Source organism: Enterococcus sp. AZ079 (genome assembly GCF_050547255.1).
GTDB classification, from domain to species: Bacteria; Bacillota; Bacilli; order Lactobacillales; family Enterococcaceae; genus Enterococcus_D; species Enterococcus_D casseliflavus.
In genome coordinates, this window is record NZ_CP172955.1 from 3456095 (window position 1) to 3473293 (window position 17199).

The 17199-nt window shown below is 44.6% G+C and carries 9 protein-coding genes; 8 read left to right on the forward strand and 1 reads right to left on the reverse strand.

What is annotated here, in order from left to right:
- Window positions 1-46 precede the first annotated feature (46 nt).
- From rpoC to IGJ15_RS16485, 7 genes are all read left to right on the forward strand, one after another.
- Entirely contained in the window at window positions 47-3697 is a 3651-nt protein-coding gene (gene rpoC / locus IGJ15_RS16455) for a DNA-directed RNA polymerase subunit beta' (protein WP_034871965.1), read from the forward strand.
- A gap of 244 nt (window positions 3698-3941) precedes the next feature.
- Window positions 3942-5408: a BglG family transcription antiterminator gene (locus tag IGJ15_RS16460; protein ID WP_010748876.1), complete on the forward strand. Its 1467-nt coding sequence runs from the start codon at window positions 3942-3944 to the stop codon at window positions 5406-5408.
- Between the two features lie 2 nt (window positions 5409-5410).
- A complete protein-coding gene (locus IGJ15_RS16465; RefSeq protein WP_010748877.1) occupies window positions 5411-5908 on the forward strand; it encodes a PTS sugar transporter subunit IIA in 498 nt (165 codons plus the stop codon).
- Window positions 5909-5924: 16 nt separating this feature from the next.
- A complete protein-coding gene (locus tag IGJ15_RS16470) occupies window positions 5925-6239 on the forward strand; it encodes a PTS fructose transporter subunit IIB (RefSeq protein ID WP_010748878.1) in 315 nt (104 codons plus the stop codon).
- Between the two features lie 46 nt (window positions 6240-6285).
- Window positions 6286-7365 (forward strand): PTS fructose transporter subunit IIC, encoded by a 1080-nt coding sequence (locus IGJ15_RS16475; RefSeq protein ID WP_010748879.1) that lies wholly within the window; start codon window positions 6286-6288, stop codon window positions 7363-7365.
- A gap of 17 nt (window positions 7366-7382) precedes the next feature.
- Entirely contained in the window at window positions 7383-8237 is an 855-nt protein-coding gene (locus IGJ15_RS16480; protein WP_010748880.1) for a class II fructose-bisphosphate aldolase, read from the forward strand.
- Between the two features lie 21 nt (window positions 8238-8258).
- Window positions 8259-9158, forward strand: a complete 900-nt coding sequence (locus IGJ15_RS16485) for a ketose-bisphosphate aldolase (protein ID WP_005230365.1) — start codon at window positions 8259-8261, stop codon at window positions 9156-9158.
- 69 nt (window positions 9159-9227) lie between these two features.
- Here IGJ15_RS16485 and IGJ15_RS16490 read toward each other — a convergent pair whose 3' ends face one another.
- Entirely contained in the window at window positions 9228-10643 is a 1416-nt protein-coding gene (locus IGJ15_RS16490; RefSeq protein WP_010748881.1) for a helix-turn-helix domain-containing protein, read from the reverse strand.
- A gap of 297 nt (window positions 10644-10940) precedes the next feature.
- On the opposite strand from IGJ15_RS16490, the gene IGJ15_RS16495 reads away from it, so the two are divergent.
- On the forward strand, window positions 10941-17135 hold the full coding sequence (locus IGJ15_RS16495; RefSeq protein ID WP_010748882.1) for a Spy0128 family protein: 6195 nt from the start codon (window positions 10941-10943) through the stop codon (window positions 17133-17135).
- Window positions 17136-17199 lie beyond the last annotated feature (64 nt).

Genomic DNA, 17199 nt, shown 5'->3' on the forward strand with positions numbered 1-17199 from the left:
CCGTTCTATCGGATATGTCCATGAAATGAAATGGAGGGAACCTTTTTTGATCGATGTAAATAAATTCGAAAGTATGCAAATCGGTTTGGCTTCTCCTGAAAAAATCAGAAGCTGGTCTTATGGTGAAGTAAAAAAACCAGAAACCATTAACTACCGTACGTTAAAACCTGAACGCGAAGGGTTGTTTGACGAGCGTATTTTCGGTCCAACCAAAGACTGGGAATGTGCTTGCGGCAAATACAAACGGATCCGCTATAAAGGCATCGTTTGTGACCGTTGCGGCGTGGAAGTAACACGTTCAAAAGTGCGTCGTGAACGCATGGGACACATTGAACTAGCAGCACCAGTATCACACATTTGGTACTTCAAAGGCATTCCTTCACGGATGGGTCTTGTCTTAGACATGAGCCCACGTGCATTGGAAGAAATCATCTACTTTGCTTCATACGTAGTGATTGAACCAGGAAACACCAGCCTTGAGAAAAAACAACTATTGACTGAACGGGAATACCGTGAAAAACGTGACCAATACGGTCAAGAATTTTCAGCAGCGATGGGTGCCGAAGCCATCAAACAATTATTAGATGGCGTTGATCTTGAAGGCGAAGTTGCTGAATTAAAAGAAGAATTGAAAAACGCGACTGGTCAAAAACGGACCCGTGCGATCCGCCGTTTGGACATCTTAGAAGCATTCCGTGCTTCAGGAAACAAACCAAGCTGGATGGTCATGGACGTTATCCCAGTTATCCCGCCTGATTTGCGTCCAATGGTGCAATTAGAAGGTGGACGTTTTGCCACAAGTGACTTGAACGACTTGTATCGTCGTGTAATCAACCGTAACAACCGTTTGAAACGCTTGTTAGACTTGAATGCACCAAACATCATCGTTCAAAATGAAAAACGGATGCTGCAAGAAGCAGTCGATGCCTTGATCGATAACGGTCGTCGCGGCCGTCCAGTTGCAGGGCCAGGGAACCGCCCATTGAAATCTCTTTCTCACATGTTGAAAGGGAAACAAGGTCGTTTCCGTCAAAACTTGCTAGGAAAACGGGTCGACTACTCAGGTCGTTCAGTTATCGTCGTTGGTCCATTCCTGAAAATGTACCAATGTGGTCTGCCAAAAGAAATGGCGATCGAATTGTTCAAACCATTCGTGATGCGGGAACTTGTTTCTCGTGAAATCGCGTCAAACATCAAAAATGCCAAACGCAAAATCGAACGTCAAGAAGACGAAGTTTGGGATGTCTTAGAAGATGTTATCAGAGAACATCCAGTGCTATTGAACCGGGCACCTACGCTTCACAGATTAGGTATCCAAGCATTTGAACCAGTCTTAGTTGAAGGCCGTGCCATTCGTTTGCACCCACTTGTTTGTGAAGCCTACAATGCCGATTTCGATGGAGACCAAATGGCCGTTCACGTACCATTGAACGAAGAAGCGCAAGCAGAAGCACGTATGCTGATGTTAGCAGCCCAAAACATTTTGAATCCAAAAGACGGAAAACCAGTTGTAACACCATCTCAGGATATGGTCCTAGGGAACTACTACTTGACGATGGAAGAAGAAGGCCGTGAAGGGGAAGGCATGATCTTCCGTGACATGGACGAAGCAGTTACGGCATGGCGCAATGGCTACGTGCATTTACACACACGGATCGCCATCAATCCAAACACTTTAGGGGACAAACCATTCACGTCTGAACAAAAACAACGCTTGATGGTAACAACGGTGGGTAAAGTGATCTTTAACTCGATCATGCCACCAGAATTCCCATTCCTGAACGAACCGACAGACTACAACTTGACGGTTCAAACACCAGACAAGTACTTTATTGAAGCTGGTACAGATGTGCCTGCCTTCATCAAAGAACAAGAGCTTGTTGGCCCATTCAAGAAGAAAAACTTAGGAAACATCATTTCAGAAGTCTTCAAACGTTTCCGCATCACTGAAACGTCACGCATGCTTGACCGCATGAAAGACTTAGGATACAGCCACTCAACAATGGCGGGTATCACCGTTGGTATCGCTGATATCATGAACTTGCACGAAAAACATGAAATCATCGACAATGCCCACAAACAAGTAGAAACGATCACGAAACAATTCCGTCGTGGGTTGATTACCGATGACGAGCGTTATGAACGAGTTATTGGTGTTTGGAATGCAGCCAAAGATGAAATTCAGTTAAAACTGATGGAATCATTGGAAGCGAAAAACCCAATCTTCATGATGTCTGATTCCGGTGCCCGTGGTAACATCTCCAACTTTACTCAGCTTGCTGGGATGCGTGGATTGATGGCCGCGCCTAACGGACGAATCATGGAGTTGCCGATCATCTCAAACTTCCGTGAAGGTCTGTCTGTCTTAGAAATGTTTATCTCGACCCATGGTGCCCGTAAAGGGATGACCGATACCGCCTTGAAAACAGCCGATTCCGGTTACTTGACACGTCGTCTCGTTGACGTTGCCCAAGATGTCATCATCCGTGAAGACGATTGTGGTACTGACCGTGGTTTAGACATTCAAGCAATTCGCGAAGGAAACGAGATCATCGAATCCTTAGAAGAACGTTTGATTGGACGTTACACACGTAAATCAGTGATCCATCCTGAAACTGGCGAAGTCCTTCTAGGGGTCAATGAATTGATCACTGAAGATTTAGCTAAAGCCATCGTGGACGCTGGTATCGAAACAGTATCCATTCGCTCTGTCTTTACATGTAACACCAAACATGGTGTATGTAAACATTGTTATGGCCGCAACTTAGCCACTGGTTCTGAAGTTGAAGTTGGGGAAGCAGTCGGTACCATCGCTGCCCAATCAATCGGTGAACCTGGTACTCAGTTGACCATGCGTACCTTCCATACCGGAGGGGTTGCCGGAGACGATATCACGCAAGGTCTCCCTCGTGTCCAAGAAATCTTTGAAGCCCGTAATCCGAAAGGACAAGCGGTCATTACCGAAGTTACCGGAGAAGTCATCGATATCTCAGAAGACCCTTCAACTCGGACCAAAGAAGTGACCATCAAAGGGGAAACCGATACGCGTACGTATACCGTTCCTTATACTGCCCGGATGAAAGTAGCAGAAGGCGACTTTATCCATCGTGGTGCACCATTGACAGAAGGTTCGATCGATCCAAAACAACTGTTACAAGTTCGCGATGTCTTGTCTGTTGAAAACTACCTATTACGGGAAGTTCAACGCGTTTACCGGATGCAAGGGGTAGAAATCGGCGACAAACATATCGAAGTAATGGTTCGTCAAATGCTGCGTAAAGTCCGCGTCATGGATCCAGGTGATTCAGGCATCTTGCCAGGAACATTGTTGGATATCGCCGACTTTAAAGACCGCAACTACGACACATTGGTAGCCGGCGGCGTTCCTGCAACTAGCCGTCCAGTCCTACTAGGGATCACGAAAGCATCCTTGGAAACCAACAGCTTCTTGTCTGCTGCGTCCTTCCAAGAAACCACTCGTGTGTTGACCGATGCAGCGATCCGCGGCAAGAAAGATCCACTTCTTGGATTGAAAGAAAATGTTATCATCGGTAAGATCATCCCAGCTGGTACTGGTATGCCTCGTTACCGTGAAATGGAACCAAAAGAAGTAACAGTTGCCAGCGAAAATGTCTACAGCATCTCAGACATCGAAGCACAAATGGCTGCTGAAGACGCATTGAATAGCCAAAACTAATCAATGCCCAGCACCTGATTGACTCAGTGTGACGGAAAAGCTTGTCATTCTTCGGAATGGCAAGCTTTTTTTGTTTAGCAAAAGAAAATGTTACGAAAAAGAATGCGTCCTTCTTTTATCCTAGAAAAAGGGCATTTGGAACGATTAATGAAAGCGTTATTTTTGAAATGTCCAAATCAGTGGACATCGATTAAGAAATACTTGAGCCAAAGAAGGCTATAGTAAAGATACGGAGGGAGACAGTATGAAGCTGAGCAAGAGAGAAACACGTTTGATTGAGCAGTTTATGATACAGGGGATGAATTTGACCGCTAATGAACTAGCCACAGCTGCTAAGGTTTCAACGAAAACCATTTACCGGACGATCAAGCGGATCAATGAGGCTGCTGGTTCAGAAATCATTCGGTCTGAAATCGGCAAAGGATTTTGTTTGGATTATGAAGCATATCTCAGAGGCACGATTGAAAATCAAGAAACGGATCAACATGATGAGCCGCTTGAGCGACGTCATGCGATTGCCCTGCATTTATTGTTTAAATCACCAAAGCGTTTAATGATCAAAGAGTTGTTCGCTCATTACTATTTGAGTGAAGCAGTGATAAGTAGTGATATCAATCGTCTTTCGGAATATTTTCAGTACTTTGAACTCCAGTTGATCCGATCCGATAAGAGAATTGCAGTGATTGGTACCGAAAAAAATATCCGTCGCTGTGTCAATGATCTCTTTACGAAAACCCATGTGTGGAATGAAGAAATGGTCACGCAAAAATATCCCATCAATGCCTTTGATATCAACTTTATTACCTCAATTCTTGAATTCATTGAGCGAAAACTCGCGAACAGTATTGCGTATCCTTACAACATGAATATTTTCTCGCATCTGTATATTCTGATTTTACGAATGAGGGAAGGAGAAATTGACCGCGAAGAGATAATTGAGGGTTTAGATGAGGAAGAACAACATTTGATTGAACAGCACCAAGAGTTTTATCAAATTGCCCAACAAGTGATTGAAAGAATCAATGCCTATCTCGTGACGGAGCTGCCAGAAAGTGAGGTATTTTATCTCTACCAGTATCTAGTGTCTTCCAGAGTGGAAAACAAACCCTTGGCAATGACCAATCTGACAAAAGAAGCCAGCGAAATCACGGAGTTTTTTACTAAGCAGATGGAAAAAGCACTGGGTATTCAATTGAACCAGCAAACAGACAAGACCGATCTACTTTGCCATATTCAGCCGATGCTCTATCGGCTAAAGAATAAAATTATCGTGAAAAACGGTCTGCTAAATGACATTCAACTAGAGTACCCAAGGATTTTTGAGCAAGTGGCACAAGTCAGCAAGGAAGTAGAGAAAACCTATGGAACGAATCCCATATCGGAAGACGAGATTGGTTTCTTGGTGCTGTATTTTGTGAAATTTAAAGTCATTCGTCGGCGCAGACAGCGAGTCTTAATCATGTGCAGCAGCGGCGTAGGGACTTCTGAGCTGCTAAAAGTCAAAGTCCAACGAGCATTTCCTGAACTGGATATCGTGGATGTGCTTTCCGCTCGTATGTACCGAAAGCATGCGCAAGACTACCAGAATATCGATTTGATCTTAACCACCATTAATTTGCCAGTAGAAACGCAGGTGCCGACGATTTTAGTCAATTCGGTATTTACCAAACAGGATGAAAAGCGAGTCAAACAACTATTAGGAGAGATGTAAAGATGAAAAACGAAAGCCAAACGATCCAAACGTTCAGCATCGCAGATGTAATCAATCCCAATCTTATCAAGATGGAAATGGGAGCGAATTCAAAAGAAGAAGCGATCACTGAACTGTCTGAACTTTTATATGAAAACCAAATAATTACCGATTTAGCAGGGTTCACCCAAGATGTCTTTGCCCGAGAAACGGAAGGAATGACCGGTATCGGACATGGCTTAGCAATCCCACATGGAAAGTCAGACAGTGTGAAAAAGACTTCCTTAGTGATCGGAAAAACCAAGCGTCCGCTTGAGTGGGAGTCCATCGATGAAGCGCCCGTTCAAGTAATCATCTTGTTTGCAGTCAAAAATACCGATGCCAATACGATGCATATCAAGCTGCTGCAAAAAGTAGCGATGCTACTAGCGGATGAATCGTTTATTGATCGTCTCGTTGCGTCAGGGACAAAGGATCAAATGATGGCCTTGCTTGCTAAAGATCCAATGGCAGAAAACTAAGAAAGGGGGAGAAGAGATGAAAATCGTTGGTGTAGCTGCTTGTACTTCAGGCATCGCTCATACGTATATCGCTAAGCAAAAAATCGAAACAGCTGCGAAAGAACTTGGTCATGAAGTCCATATCGAAACCCAAGGAACCATCGGGACAGAAAGTGAATTGACGGAAGCAGATATTCAAGCAGCCGATGTTGTCATTATTGCGGCAGATATCAAAATCGGCGGCAGAGACCGTTTTGAAGGCAAGCGAATAGTAGAAATTCCAACTAGTATGGTGATCAAAGCGCCTAAGCGTTTGCTTGAAACGATTGAAGAAAAATTAAATCAGGGATGAATCAACGAATGTTTTAACGACTTAAATTCAAAGGGGGATGAAACAAATGATGAAACAGCTGCAGTTGAAAAAACATGCCTTAACCGCCATCTCGTATATGTTGCCGGTCGTTGTAACAGCTGGGCTTTTAATCGCTATCGGAAATCTTGCCAACGGCACGGTCATTGAAAATTACGATGCTGCCTATACGATCCCGGATGCACTGGTCTCGCTGGGGGTTTTAGGGATGGGACTGCTGGCGCCAGTGATCGCTGCCGCGATCGCCTATTCCATTGCCGATCGTCCAGGAATCGCTCCTGGTCTTTTTATGGGACTGATTGCCAATGCGATTGGTGCAGGCTTTTTAGGGGGAATGTTAGGAGGCTATCTCGCAGGTTATCTGGTCTTATTCTTAGTAAAAAACCTTAAAGTACCACGTTGGGCACAAGGTCTGATGCCAATGATGATCGTACCGGTCTTGTCGACACTGATCGTTGGTGCTTTGATGTTCTTCGTCATCGGTGTACCGATCGTGTGGGCTACTGAGGCGTTGACTACCTTCTTAACGAATCTGCAAGGCTCGGGAAATTTCTTATTTGGCGCGATTGTCGGTGGTATGGCTGCCTTTGATTTTGGCGGCCCCGTCAACAAAGTCGCCTCGCTATTTGCTGATGGGCTATTATTGGAAGGCATTCAAGAACCCGAAGCCGTGAAAATTTTAGCCTCAATGGTGCCGCCATTCGGTGTTACGATCTCTTGGGTCCTCTCTCGTCTCTTACGCCGACCCAAATATTCTACGGAAGAAGAAGACAACATCAAGATCGCTTTTCCAATGGGTCTTTGTATGATCACAGAAGGGGTGATCCCGATCGCTGCCGTTGATCCGTTTCGCGTCATTTTTTCTTGTACGGTCGGAGCAGCCGTCGGCGGTGGTCTAAGTATGATTTGGGGTGTCGGTTCACCAGTACCATCCGGTGGGGTCTTCATCATTCCTGCCATGACGGATCCACTGAAATTTACCATTGCGCTACTGATTGGTTCTGCCATTACCGGTGTTTTGCTGTTTGCCTTGAAAAAGGCACCCGTTGAAACGCCGATCGTGGAAGAGGAAGAAGACGTTGACTTTTCGTCGATTGAAATTTCTTAAGAGAAGGAGCGAAGAAAATGTATGTATCAATGAAAGAGATGCTGCAAAAAGCCAATCGAGAAAACTATGCGGTTATGGCGATCAATTGTTTTAACTTGGAAACCGCTAAAGCTGTAATCGATGCCGCGGCAGAATCACATGCACCCATTATAGTCGACTTGCTCCAAGACCATTTAAAGGCCCATCTGGATTATCGCTACTTAACCCAGCCGATCGTTCGAATGGCGGAAAATGTCAATGTGGAGGTTGCCATCAATCTGGATCATGGACAGGATATCGCCTTCGTCAAACAATGTCTCCACGAAGGGTTCTCAAGCGTTATGATGGATGCCTCTATGCATCCTTTAGAAAAAAACATCGCCATCACCAAAGAGATCGTGCAATTTGCGCAAGCCTATAATGCCAGTGTCGAAGCAGAAGTTGGGGACATGGGAGCAGTGGCTGGGGATCAGTATACCAGCGATGGGATGTATACCGATCCAGAGGAAGCCATCCATTTTATTCGAGCAACCGGGGTCGACTGTCTCGCTCTTTCTTACGGCTCCAGTCATGGGGATTATCCAGCAGGGTACCGCCCGGCATTTCGCTTTGATATCGTTCAAACCATCAAAGAAGCCACTGACCTGCCGCTGGTTTTGCATGGTGGCTCGGGAGCCGGCAGAGAAAATATCTTGCGTTCCGTGGCACTAGGAATCAATAAAATCAATGTAGGGGCTGATTTTATGAAAGCCCAAAGAAATGCCCTGCACCAACAGCTGGATGCTTATCCCGAGAGCGATTATCCGACCCTGATCCACCAAACCATCGAAGCAGGAAAAGCAGTCGTCAAAGAGTATATCGAATTATCTGGATCAAAAAACAAATCACTTTAAAAAAGAATGGAGCACACTTATATGTTGATCAATATGAAACAATTACTGACCGTTGCCAAAGAAAATCAATTTGCTGTTGGTGCCTTTAACGTCGCAGACAGCAACTTCTTACGCGTCGTTATCGAAGCAGCGGAAGAAAACGATGCACCAGCCATCATTGCGGTCCACCCCACAGAATTGGCCTTTACAAAGGATGAATTTTTCCACTATGCAGTTTCCAGAGCGAAAAACAGTTCTGTGCCAATCGTGATCCATATGGATCATGGCGACAGTCTGGCGAGTATTATGCGGGCGATCCATTGTGGGTTCAGCTCAGTGATGATCGATGGGTCGTTGCTGCCTTTTGAAGAAAATATTGCTCTGACAAAACAGATTACCGAGATTTGCCATCCGATTGGGGTATCTGTCGAAGGCGAGCTGGGAACGATCGGTAATACCGGAACCTCCGTTGAAGGGGGCGTCTCCGAAGTGATTTATACTCGTCCAGAAGATGCACAAGAATTCATTGAGAAGACAGGCATTGATACACTAGCAGTTGCGATTGGAACTGCCCATGGTATTTATCCAAAAGATATCAAACCGGAATTAAAAATGGATGTCTTGCAAGAAATCAAAGATCGTGTCGATATCCCATTGGTGTTGCATGGCGGATCGGCCAATCCCGATGAAGAAATCGCTCAGGCAGTGGCAATCGGTATCCAAAAAGTAAATATCTCCTCTGACTATAAATACGCCTTTTATAAAAAATGCCGCCAAATCTTAGCAGAAACGGAATTGTGGGATCCAAATGCCATTTACCCAGAATGTATTGAGGCAGCCAAAGCAGTGGTTACGCAAAAAATGACCCTCTTCAATGCAATTGGGAAAGCAGCTCTGTATCGCCAGCAAAACGTCCAGCCATGGCGTAGTGAACAAAATTAAACAGTAAATAAACAACAAAAAACACCCTCGAAAAATCGCTAAATTGCGGCTTTTCGAGGGTGTTTTTTGTTATTGCGCATTCTTTTCTTGTAGCTTACGAATCCCTTTTTCCTGAATCTGCTGCGCAATAAAAGCCAAGTCATTTGAAGTCAGATTGATATCCGCATAATGAAACAGATTTTTTCTACTGGAAGGTGTCAGATTGCCGATGATCAGATCATAGGTCTCATCCAGCATAGTCAGAGAAAACGAATCGAGGGGATTTAAGATCGTGATCGTTAGCTGATAGGGAATAAACTGCTGGATCTTTGTTTGGATAAATTCAGTATGATAACTATTCGTATCATAAAACAAGGCTAAGCGAAAGCCAGCATTGGCGTCGATGATTTCTTTGGCAAAATTGGGAAAAGAAGTATGAAAAATATAAATCAGATAATTGATCGTACTTGGTCGAATGATCGGTAAACTCGAATGGGTCAAAAGCTGAACGATGTCTTGGTTGACTGCTTGCTGAACAAAATCACAATTAGCAACAAAGCGGGCGAAGCGATCATCCAAAATGCAGTAAGGAACCTGCAGATTGATCCCAAGAAAATAGGAAAAGACGACGGCATCCAGCTTTTCTTCAAAATTACTTTCACGGTAGTTGTATTTTCGAAACAATTGCTTCGTCAAATGATAAAATTCTTGTTTGGTTTTGCGAAAGACAGCGGGGTCTTGCCCAATGTGCGTCGTGACATAGCCAACCATTTTTTCTACATAGGCACGGGTGTAGCCAGTAAATTCACTCAAGTCGATTTTTTCTAAAAAATACTCGATATGATCCGCATTGGTTTCAGAGGCAGCAAAACGGTCACGCTTCGTATTGATATAGATGACAAAAGCGATCTTTTTGATATCGGAAAAATAGAGATTTAAAGGCGTCGCTGCTGCCATAATATGGGCGATTTTCAAAAATTCCTGTTCTTGATTGATGTTGGCGTCGATAAATTCATATTGGTATTTCTCCAAGAAGAAAATCAGAAAAAATTGGCGAATATTCTTTTCATTGCCTTTTAACTGGATAGGTTTGGTTGCGATAAAGAAATCAAAAGGAGCCAGAATCAAGTTGATCCTCTTAATTAAACGAATAATCGATGATTTGCTTAAATTTAATTCCAGCGCCAGCATATCATAACTGGTAAAACTGGAAGAAAACAATAATTCCAGTAATTGAAACGCAGAAGAACGGTTCAAAAAGTGGCTGTAAATATCCAAACGAGTAGCAAAGGGATGTAAGTGCAAGCGAACTGCTGAAAAATCATCAAATTGTAAGTCCAGAAACGAAAATTCATTGTCAATTTCTGCGATATAGGTTTTTGCTGAGGACATGGAGATAGAAAATTTCAGTGCTAAATCGTGAAGACTGGTCCCTTGATCGTCCAATAAATACTCAATCAGCAGTAGTTTCTTTTGTGAAGTGGATGATAACAATTTCCGTAACATATTTTCCTCCAAGCCTCCTTTTGACTAAATAGTATCATGTTTTTACATGTATTCAAAAAAATTACCTGTTGAATTTTTTTGAATACATCGTCACGTGATCATTTGGGAAAATAGAAGTGTGGGATAGTAGTAACACGTTTGATGCAAGTAGCAAAGACCTAAATCGTAGAATCATGGGGAGGGGGAAAAAAGCAGTTGTTTGTTGGGATATCTTGCTCACTGTTGAACAATTTTATTCGTGGAGCACTTCCGAAATCAATTGAATAAAAAAACTTTATACAAAAGGAATGAATAATCATGAAAAAGCCATTTTCTATCTATATATGTTTGCTGGTGTTGCTTGGTTCAATTGTTTGTGAACCAACAATCATATTGGCGGAAGCACTTAACGCAACCGATAGCACGCAACGGACGACAGAAACGCTAGCAAGTAGCGAAGCAGAGAGCGAAACGATCGATTCGGAAAAAGCACCGACGGACTCATCTGGGACAGAGGAAACACAACCTACGACTACTCAATCTACAGAAGCACCAACTACCGTCCCTAGCGAGAGTCAAGAAACCCAAGCATCTTCGACATTGAATCAAAACAGTATTCAACCGCGAGCACCAGATGCTGAGAATGACACGGAAGCTTCGGCTACCGCGGAGAATCTTAGTGCCAACCTAAATGAACGGGGCGTGCAGCTATTTGATAATGTTCGGATCACTGACTTAAACGATCAACCCTTCACTGCCGAAAATCCGCCGATGTATAACGGCAACATCAAAATCAATTTTGACTGGTCGTTAGCAGACACGGAAGAAATTCGCGCAGGCGATTATTATACGTATCAATTGCCAGACTATTTTGCCATTCATAATACCGTTAGCGGCGAATTGACTCGTTCTGGCGGACAATCGATCGGAACCTTTACCTTGGATCATGATGGTACATTGACTGTCACGTTTAATGAGGCCGCACAGACATTATCCAATCGTTCGGGGACCATTGATCTGATCACGGAATTAAGTGTGAGTACTGTTACTGAAGAAGTGACGATTCATACTGGGATCTACGATGAAGATGGTCTTGAGATCATCATTACATTGCCGATTTATGAATTCGATATCATTAAGACTGGTAATGTGACTTCCAGCGGTTCAGTGGTCTGGGAAATTATTTTTAACCAAACCAGTCGTGAATTGCACGATGTGGTGATCACCGATAAGATGCCCCAAGGCTTATCTTATAGTACCTCGACGGGCTACTTGTACGATGAAGCTACCGAAGAGTGGGTTCGAACCGATGGCTTATATACCTTTAACAGCGTCAACAACACGTTTACCTTCAATCAAACCGTCAATCAACCGGTCCGCATCGTCATCAACAGTGCAGTCACCGATCCAACGGCTTCTTCTTTCAAAAACACGGCAACAATCAACGGTAGCGATTTTACCGAAAAAACCGCAGAAGCAACGGTGACCTATGATGAACAATCAGAATACAAACGGTTCAAAGGGTATGATCAAGAAACGAAACGTGCGTCATGGGAAATTTCCGTCACATTGGACAAAGACCAAGCCAAAGTTTTGGATCAGACCTATTCAGGAACGGATCCTGAAAAAGCCCTGCACTTTTTTGTGCCAGAGACTTTGGTGATCACGGACAAAGATGGTAACTCGATTCCAGCAGAAGATTGGTCCTTTGATGGGACGTACCAGCTGGACAAAGAGGGGGAAATCGTACGCTTTGGTATTACGTTTGCCAAAGCTGGTTACTACAAGATTCAATACGATACCCAGCTGTATGAATCGGTTTTAGCCGATACCCGTATTTACAACTACGCTTCGGTCCGCGACAATCAAAATACCTCGTTGACGGGCAGTGGGATCGTGACGCCAACCAAAACGATCGGTGTCGTGAAAACAGCTGGCACCAAAGATTATGAGACAAAGACTGTCGCATGGAAGATTGATGCCAATACGAATCAGCAAACAGTTAGCGACCTGATCATCGAAGACCGCTATCAATTGATTTCTGGCGCAAACAGCAGCGCACTGGCCTTGTTGGCGGATACGCTGGTAGTGACGGCGAGCGGCGTGACCGAGCCTTTGGTTCTTGATACCGACTATACGCTGGAGCTGATCAAAGAAACGAAAACACTGACGGATGGCACAACGAAGGAACTTGAGACGGGTTTTCGCATCAAGTTGCAAGGGGCGTACCAAACGACTTCGGCAATGATCACTGTTAATTTCAAAACTAGCTTTGATATCGTGCAACAGGGTACGTTACCGGGCAGCTCTACCGGACGTTTTAGTAATGCAGCGTTTGTCCATTATAAAGACGAAGCTGGCAATACGTTCACGGAAGCTTCTGAAACCAATACATGGATGGACACCAGTTGGTTAAAAAATGCCTTGAAATACGGCCTATTTATTGGTGAAGGGGAAGATGTCGCTAAAGCGATTACCGCCGTATTAGGTCGGAATCTAGGAACTATTTTTGATGAGCAGACCGCTTCGAGCGATCAAGTCTATTGGATGGGGCTATTCAATACGTACAAAGAAAAAATCAACAAAGATGCAGTCATCACTGACCAGCTGCAAGAAGGCCAAACCTTGAAAGACTTGGCGCTTTACACGGTCACAGTAACTGGGTATACGACGCAAGTCAGAGCGCTGAAAGAACAATTGGTGGAGAACGAGGATTACATCTACACCTATGATCCTGATACGAAGAAAGTTACGATCACCTTGCTGAAAGAAACGTCTGAAACACTGGCGGTCTTCTTGGCAACCGAAGCAGCTGAAGAGGTATTTACCTACAAAAATACCATCACATTGACGGACAATGACACAACCTTGACTGCCGATGGCCAAGTCGACAAGTCCGCAAAAACGGACTGGTTGATGAAAAACGGCAGCCAGAATGCCGACAACAATCGGTTGATCGATTGGGAAATCATGATCAACGCTGACAGTCGCAAAATCCACAATGCGGTAGTTACCGATACCATCAACTACAATCAGCACACCTTTTTACGCGATGCCAACGATGCCGTGATCGTAGAGGTGTATGAAGCGGTCTTAAACAATGGCACTTGGGAAAAAGGAGAAAAAGTCACCTTCACCAACGAGGACAATCCGAAAATCACCTCGGATGTGGTAGCAGGGACGCAATCGTTAGTGATCGCTTTTGAAGAAATGATTGATAAACCGTACTTTATCGTTTATCAAACACAGCTTGATCCTGGGATTTTGAACAATGAACGGGTGGCCAATAGTGTCAATTTAACGGGTAGTGAGATCGAGATTCACACAGTGACCAAAGAAATCACCATCAAATCGACAGACGGCAGCGGAACCTCTTCTGGGACGAATGGCTCCTTGACGATCGTGAAATACGATGCCGATGGCACCAAAGAACGAGGGATCGATGAAGAAGCGGTTTTCCAATTAAGCCGCAAAAATGCGCAAAATACCTATGAAGTCATCTTGTCGAATCTGGTGGTCAAAAACAATCAAATCATGGAAAACGGCAACGCCATTGATCGGATCGACAATCTGCGTTACGGCGATTATATGATCCAAGAAATCACCGCACCAGAAGGATACGAACGAGATGCGACTCAGTACACCTTCACTATCTCTGATAAAGAAGTCAATTATGTCTTTGAGCTAGCCAACAAGCGAGAAATCAAAGAAACGACCCATACTTTGAATGTCCAGAAGCTGCTTCATGGACGCGAGCTGAAAGACGGCGAATTTACTTTCTACCTGGTGGATGAAGCTGGCTCTGTGATTCTAACCCAAACCAATGACGGTAACGGACAAGTCACCTTTGACGACATCACTTACAATGAGCCTGGCGATTACCATTACACGATTCGGGAAAAAGCCGGCGATGATCCAACCATCACCTATACTGACAAAGAACTAAAGGTAACTGTGACGGTGACAGAAGAAGACAGTCAGTTGATTGCGACAGCAGTCTATGAAGGCAATCAAGTCTTTGAAAATGACTATACACCAAAAGCTGGCAGTGTCGTTTTGAATGCTGAGAAAATTTTGACGGGTCGAAGCTTGCAGGCAGAAGAATTTGACTTTGAACTAGTTGATGAAGCAGGAACTGTGCTTCAGACAAAAGCCAATGATGCCACGGGCAAGATCTACTTTGACGCTATTCCTTACGATAAAGCAGGTGAATACCGCTACACCATCCGTGAGAAAGCCGGAACTGACGACACCATCACCTACGATGCAAAAGAACTTGCGGTAGTTGTGACCGTCACGGATGAAGACGGGCAGTTGACTGCAGTAGCGGAATATGAAGGCAATCAAGTCTTCGAAAACAGCTATCAACCAAAAGCTGGTAGTGTCGTACTAAGTGCCGAGAAAGTCTTAACTGGTCGTACCTTACAAGCAAATGAATTCGATTTTGAACTAGTCGATGAAGCAGGCAATGTACTTCAGACAAAATCCAATGATGCCACGGGCAAGATCTACTTTGACGCGCTCCCTTACGAGGAAACAGGTGAGTATCACTACACCATTCGTGAGAAAGCAGGAACTGACGGCACCATCACTTACGATGCAAAAGAACTTGCGGTATTTGTGACCGTCACTGATGAAGACGGACAGCTCACGGCAGTTACCGAATACGAAGGCAATCAAGTCTTTGAAAATGACTATACGCCAAAAGCTGGCGGTGTGGTCTTGAATGTAGAGAAAGTGTTGACGGGACGCGCGTTAGAAGCCAACGAGTTTGCCTTTGAACTAGTCGATGAAGCAGGTGATGTAGTACAGACGAAAAGCAATGACGCAATTGGTCAAATCTATTTCGATGAATTGACATATGACGAAATCGGCGAATACCGCTATACGATTCGGGAAAAAGCTGGTGCAGATAGTACCGTTACCTATGATACGAAAGAAATTGGTGTTGTTGTGAGAGTCACCGATGAAGACGGGCAACTGGTGGCAACAGCAACGTATGAGGGCAATCAAGTCTTTGAAAACGACTATACGCCACAAGCAGGCAGTGTCGTACTAAGTGCCGAGAAAGTCTTGATAGGTCGTACCTTACAAGCAGATGAGTTCGCATTTGAACTAGTGGATGAAGAAGGGAACGTTCTTCAAACAAAAGCCAACGACGCCACTGGCAAGATCTACTTCGATGCTCTTGCATATGTCGAAGCGGGCGAATACCGCTATACTATCCGTGAACAAGCTGGCAACAATAGTACGATCACGTATGATGCAAAAGAACTTGCGGTAGTTGTGACCGTAACGGATGAAGATGGACAGCTCACGGCAGTTGCCGAATACGAAGGCAACCAAGTCTTTGAAAACAGCTATCAACCACAAGCAGGCAGCGTCGTACTAAGTGCTGAGAAAGTATTGATGGGCCGTACCTTGCAAGCAAATGAATTCGATTTTGAACTGGTGGATGAAGACGGAACTGTTCTTCAAACAAAAGCCAACGATGCCACGGGCAAGATCTACTTTGACGCGCTCCCTTACGAGGAAACAGGTGAGTACCACTATACCATCCGTGAGAAAGCAGGAATCGATGGCACGATTACGTACGATAGGAAAGAACTGGCGGTAGTTGTCACTGTAACGGATGAAGACGGACAGCTCACGGCAGTTGCGGAATACGAAGGCAATCAAGTCTTTGAAAACAGCTATCAACCACAAGCTGGCAGTGTCGTACTAAGTGCCGAGAAAGTCTTAACTGGTCGTACACTACAAGCAAATGAATTCGCCTTTGAACTAGTCAATGAAGAAGGCAACGTACTTCAAACAAAAGCCAATGACGCAACCGGCAAGATCTACTTCGATGCTCTCGCATATGATGAAGCAGGCGAATACCACTACACCATCCGTGAGAAAATAGACAGCGATGGCACCATCACCTACGATACAAAAGAGCTGGCGGTAGTTGTGACCGTGACGGATGAAGCTGGACAGCTCACGGCAGTTGCCGAATACGAAGGCGATCAAGTCTTCGAAAACAGCTACCAACCACAAGCAGGCAGTGTCGTACTAAGTGCGAAGAAAGTCTTGACGGGTAGAGACTTGCAAGCCAACGAATTCGCATTTGAATTAGTGGATGAAGCTGGAAAGGTTCTGCAAACCAAACACAATGACGCAAATGGAACGATTACCTTTGATGCATTGACGTATGACGATGCTGGGGAACATCGTTACACGATTCGTGAAAAAGCTGGCAACGACGCCACGATCATCTATGATGAAACCACCTATCAAGTAACGGTCACCGTCAAAGATCAAGCAGGAAAATTGGTGGCTGAAGCGGAGCAAACGGCAGAGATGGTATTCAACAATCGTGTCAAAGAAGGCAAAACACCGAAGCCGGGAACTGACAACTTACCGAAAACCAATGACACCACGACCGCTGGTTGGGTCGTCTTGGGACTGTTGTTAGTAGTAATCGCAGTAGGCATCTACCTTGATCGCAAAAAACGGACGCCGTTATCATAGGCAGGGGAAGCAACAGAGCAGAAAGAGAAAGCGGGATGAGGCCAACTTGTCCCGCTTTTTCCTG

Excerpts from the sequence above, each read along its gene's own strand:
- IGJ15_RS16460 (WP_010748876.1), top strand. The coding sequence starts at position 3,942 with ATGAAGCTGAGCAAGAGAGAAACACGTTTGATTGAGCAGTTTATGATA.
- IGJ15_RS16465 (WP_010748877.1), top strand. The coding sequence starts at position 5,411 with ATGAAAAACGAAAGCCAAACGATCCAAACGTTCAGCATCGCAGATGTA.
- IGJ15_RS16470 (WP_010748878.1), top strand. The coding sequence starts at position 5,925 with ATGAAAATCGTTGGTGTAGCTGCTTGTACTTCAGGCATCGCTCATACG.
- IGJ15_RS16475 (WP_010748879.1), top strand. The coding sequence starts at position 6,286 with ATGATGAAACAGCTGCAGTTGAAAAAACATGCCTTAACCGCCATCTCG.
- IGJ15_RS16480 (WP_010748880.1), top strand. The coding sequence starts at position 7,383 with ATGTATGTATCAATGAAAGAGATGCTGCAAAAAGCCAATCGAGAAAAC.
- IGJ15_RS16485 (WP_005230365.1), top strand. The coding sequence starts at position 8,259 with ATGTTGATCAATATGAAACAATTACTGACCGTTGCCAAAGAAAATCAA.
- IGJ15_RS16490 (WP_010748881.1), bottom strand. The coding sequence starts at position 10,643 with ATGTTACGGAAATTGTTATCATCCACTTCACAAAAGAAACTACTGCTG.
- IGJ15_RS16495 (WP_010748882.1), top strand. The coding sequence starts at position 10,941 with ATGAAAAAGCCATTTTCTATCTATATATGTTTGCTGGTGTTGCTTGGT.